At 66.5% G+C, this 675-nt stretch carries 1 protein-coding gene; it reads right to left on the reverse strand.

Annotation, left to right across the window (positions count from 1 at the left end):
* Nucleotides 1-675, reverse strand: a 675-nt coding sequence (locus tag AC1DT3_RS23365) for a metallophosphoesterase family protein (protein WP_477467538.1), incomplete at both ends; no start/stop codon positions are given.

Below are 675 nucleotides of genomic sequence, written 5' to 3' on the forward strand. Positions count from 1 at the left end.
CATCCTGATCGATCGTGAACAGATGATAGCCGGCGCGGTGGTTATGCGTGCCGCCACGAGCCGAGGCGGACGGCGCACCGATCACCGGCACGGGGCCGCGCGGGCCAGTGAGATACGCCAGCGAACCGACGTGGTTGTGTCCGTGCAATATGAGCTCTGCTCCGACCCGCCCGATGACTTTCTCGAATGCCGCGGCATCCGTCAGGTTCCGGCCCGCGGTGGTTCCGCCCACATGGGGCGGATGATGGATCAAGACGATACGGAAGCAGAAGCGGTCTTGTCCGAGGTCGGCGAGGGCCTCTTCGGCCCGCTCCCGTTGCCGCCGCCCGAGGCGCCCGCTCGCGACGAATGGCAAGGTCGGGATCGCGGAAGACAGTCCGACGATCGCCACCGGGCCGCGTCGCCGCACGAACGGGAAGTCGCATTCGCCCCCACCGTCGTCCTTGGTCCATGGCGCGATCTCGCGCAGCAACCCTTCGAGAGAGCCGGGCACATACGCATCGTGGTTGCCCGGAACGAAGCTCACGGCGTAGGGGTCGCCCAGACCCTCGAGGAAGACGCGCGACGTCGGCCACTCGCTCGGCAATCCGATATTGCAACTGTCGCCCGTGCAGGCGATGTGGTCCGGCATCTGTAGTTTGATGTCGGCCACCAGGGCCGCCAGCAACTCCATGT

It is taken from the genome of Microvirga sp. P4_G7 (genome assembly GCF_056401005.1).